The 3,647-nt window shown below is 49.0% G+C and carries 4 protein-coding genes; all 4 read right to left on the bottom strand.

Features of this window, described 5'->3' with window-relative positions:
* Nucleotides 1-618: 618 nt before the first annotated feature.
* On the bottom strand, nt 619-1,788 hold the full coding sequence (locus tag DUT91_RS24580) for an ABC transporter permease (protein WP_114443007.1): 1,170 nt from the start codon (nt 1,786-1,788) through the stop codon (nt 619-621).
* Nucleotides 1,789-1,924: 136 nt separating this feature from the next.
* A complete protein-coding gene (locus DUT91_RS24585; RefSeq protein ID WP_114443008.1) occupies nt 1,925-2,257 on the bottom strand; it encodes a signal recognition particle in 333 nt (110 codons plus the stop codon).
* Nucleotides 2,254-2,517: a hypothetical protein gene (locus DUT91_RS24590; protein WP_114443009.1), complete on the bottom strand. Its 264-nt coding sequence runs from the start codon at nt 2,515-2,517 to the stop codon at nt 2,254-2,256. The genes DUT91_RS24585 and DUT91_RS24590 overlap by 4 nt, the downstream gene beginning before the upstream one ends.
* Before the next feature lie 104 nt (nt 2,518-2,621).
* Nucleotides 2,622-3,113 (bottom strand): urea amidohydrolase, encoded by a 492-nt coding sequence (locus DUT91_RS25685; RefSeq protein ID WP_147272291.1) that lies wholly within the window; start codon nt 3,111-3,113, stop codon nt 2,622-2,624.
* Between the last annotated feature and the right edge of the window lie 534 nt (nt 3,114-3,647).

A 3,647-nucleotide genomic window follows, 5' to 3' on the forward strand; every position in this document is an offset into this window, starting at 1 on the left:
CCACGGTGTAGATCCCCTGTCCCTCCTGCGTTCATTGCAGAAGAGAAATAGGTGGCCGGATTTTACTCCGCCCGAAGCCGGGACAATCCCGCCGCTACCGTGGACTAATTTTGCACCGCCGCTCTCAATATGGGTTGAGATTTGACATCCATCACGCACCCACTACAATGGCAATGCTTTATAAGCGAAGTCCGCACGTATAGACCATCATTAGATACTGACGATACGACTGCCAATCACCAGTCTGCAGAAGAAATTTTTAAGTGCAGCGCGTCAACATATTCGGCAGCTTCGCCTCCACCCTGCCCGACTTCATCGTAAACGGACACGCCCGCTTGTCGCGGCGTGGTTCTCTCTATTCGGCGTGGTTAGGTCAAGCACCTTCTGACTGTCCGTAGCTATGGTTGATTGATGTCTTCGCAGTATCACGCTTCTCTCCGGGCTCGGCCTGCGTGGCCCTCCCACTATGGGACCAGTAGAATGAGGCGGAACAATCTAATCGGCGAGGCCATGCATCGCCTTACGGAAAAGTGCCAACCGGGCCGTTCCACATATGCGTCAGAGCCAAATTTGCATGCCTAAACACAGTTTTTACGCTAAAGTATTCTGTGAATATTTCTAGAAGTTTATTGCCGCATAGAATACAGCAAAAAGGCCATCAATAACAATCACCAAGAAAATAGACTTTACTACAGAAGAAGTAACCCTCCTTCCCAGCGACTCAGCGCTGCCACCCACGCTCATCCCTTCGGCTGCTGCTAAAATCCCAATGACCATTGCCATGAAAGGTGCCTTAATCAGCCCAGCGAGATAGTCTTGGATTGTAACAGCTTCATGCAGAAGCCGTAAAAATGCGGTTGGCGCGATTCCGGAATATGCCCAACCCACAAATATCGCACCCACTAGTCCTGCAATATTAGAAATGACGGTCAGCAAGACCATTGATATAGTTAAAGCCACGACACGTGGAAATACCAAAACGCTTATCGGATCGAGTCCCATAACCCTCATAGCATCGATTTCCTCGCGCATTTTCATAGAGCCCAGCTCGGCAGTAATTGCACTTCCAGATCTCCCAGCGACCATTATTGCGGCCAGAAGTACGCCGATTTCACGAAGAACCAGTATTCCGGAGAGGCTGGCCACGTAAATTTCGGCTCCCCAATTTCGCAATTGGAACGCTCCTTGCTGCGCAATAATTGCCCCCATTATCGTTGATATGAGCACAACGATAGGAATGGCGCCGACGCCCAAACGATCAATCTGATGAAAGATGGCTACGAACCGGATCTTGTTAGCGCCTGCTCTTGGACTAGAAGCACCAACAATCATCGCACCAAGGATATGCATAATTTTTAGGAAGTCGCCCAAAAATTGATAGACGCTCTTTCCAATAGTTTCAAAAAACGCTGTCAGATATGAACCCCGTTTCGCAGGTTCAATGCGTACTGACGAAGCGGAATCTTTGACAGCTTTAAAAAGCGCATCCCATTTCTCGGGATTACCTTGAAGCGTGACCGTTTTTCCAGTTTTCTCCAGCGAGAACCGCAGCCGCTCTACAAGCCACGCGCCCGCCGTGTCAAATCTATCAACGGCAGAAAGGTCTAATGTAGCAGCCGAAAAGCCATTCTTTTGCTCTATCTCATATATTGCGCGGTCAACTTGTCCCAGATTTCTGGTGATCCACGCTCCCTTGAAGCTAATCACCGCCTCGTTACCATTCTTATGAAATTCTACGATGGCAGGCATATCAGCCGGCAAGAGCTGGTTGATCCGTTTATGGGACATTGTAATTGGGGCCTTCAAACAGTTTCTCTCCGCAAAGTGCTGACGATGAACGAGCTTTTTGGCATCTAGCCCGAAAGTGGCCTTGACATGAGAGACCCGGCAGAAGCCGGGCCTCATGCCTTCGAAGCGAAAGCTTCTATTGTATCAAATGGTTCACCTTGGCCGATCGGCGGATCTGCGCGCAATGAGCCGTCTTGGCTGACCCCTTCATTTCATTGAGCTGAAACTTCTGGCTTTCGACCATCATGTTCATCGTCGGAGCAAAGCCTGTATCGGCGGCATCGACGTGTTTCTCGATAAAGGCCTCGATCGCGGCCTGATCGAATGCAAGGTCGCAAAACTCCTCGGAGGCGATGATCGCGCCGAGCTCGCTGGCAACGGTCATACTTTTCAGGCTGTCCCCTTTTGCCGCCGACATGAGAAGAACGATGGCGGTGAACGCCGTAAGTACCTTTGGCATCATTTTCATTCGACAGTCTCCTCTATGAGGGTCTTCCTGCCACGGAAGAGGAGTGCGAACAGGCCAAGGATCACCGCGCCGATCGCTCTTCCGGCAGCCTCCGCCTCGCTTGCCACCGGCCCTGTCGCCGCCTGCTGGACACCGGCGAACAGCCCATATGCCATGAAAATGTTGAACCCCAGGAACAACAGCAGGAATACCCAGCAGAAGAACCCCCGCCTCCTGATTTCCTTACGTATAATTTTTGCCACTTGGCGCGTGAGGGCCAACTCAGCGCCTTCCGAGATGCGGTAGGGAAGCCGATTGGTTTCTGTTGACGAATATCAGCGCGGCGAAGGAAAGAATCTTCAGCTTAGCATCAAGTTCCAGGGGTTTAGCCCCCCTGTAGGGCTGACCGATATACCCGAATTGTCCCTCCATCGTAGTTAAAGGCGCCGTCCGGAGATGGGAGACCAAGAATAGGATGGATATCGACAGGTTGAAGCCATGTTTGTCCTAATCTTCCACCATTTACAGACCGTATTGTCGTGGTGTTCTTACCAAGAGAGATAGCTGAATGAAAGAATGTACCTTGCTCTATACTGTAGAATCCAATCGCTGCGCCTATAGGAAGATTCTGGCCATCCCATTGAGGGCCGCTTAAAAATTTAAACATCGGTATCCAGCCTTTTCCAGAAGTATTATGTATCGTTTCTAATGAAAATAGGCCACTTAGGTATACGACATATGCAACAGCTTCATAGCAAACAGGTTTTACTACAAGCTGCGTGATGTCAACAGTTCCATCAAGAAGTCCGGATATATACTGAGTTTTTATGATACCACTTGATTTTGCTATATCTTCGCCAAGTTTGGTGAGTTGCATGCATTATCCTTTCTTTATAGTTTGCTTGATAGTGGAAATGTCGCCATTATTTATGAACTCGATTAATAAGAATTAGGTTGGTTGGCAATATTAAATCGACGTGGCAGCACTGACGCGCCACTACTTGGAAGCCATTGAACACAGATGTCCGTCACAACTCTGTTTTGTAGAGAAAATCCAAGAAATTGTGAAGCCTCTTCCAGGGATTTGGCCCTGTCGGCTCGAAGCTGGGATTTTGGCCAAGTTGAAGAACATTTCATGAATGTCAGGGTTTGATCTGTGCTTTGAGCAGCATGGCCACATTTAATTTAAACGGGGGTACGTCACAAAACCGCTGGAGTGAACTCAAGACTGGATAAAACTTGGGAGCAAGGTCAGTGTGAATGCACGATGCAGGTTTGAATGACGGCCTGCGAGAGACCCGCGCATTTTAGGTCTCCATGCTTTTTGGCTCGTACAATCATCCAAATTTCTTCAAAGAAATAGGGGCGTCACCGCCCCTATTTCTTTGAAGAAATTTGGATGATTGTTGCT

Origin of the sequence: Paramesorhizobium salinisoli, from assembly GCF_003335045.1 — a bacterium.
Lineage (GTDB): Bacteria > Pseudomonadota > Alphaproteobacteria > Rhizobiales > Rhizobiaceae > Paramesorhizobium > Paramesorhizobium salinisoli.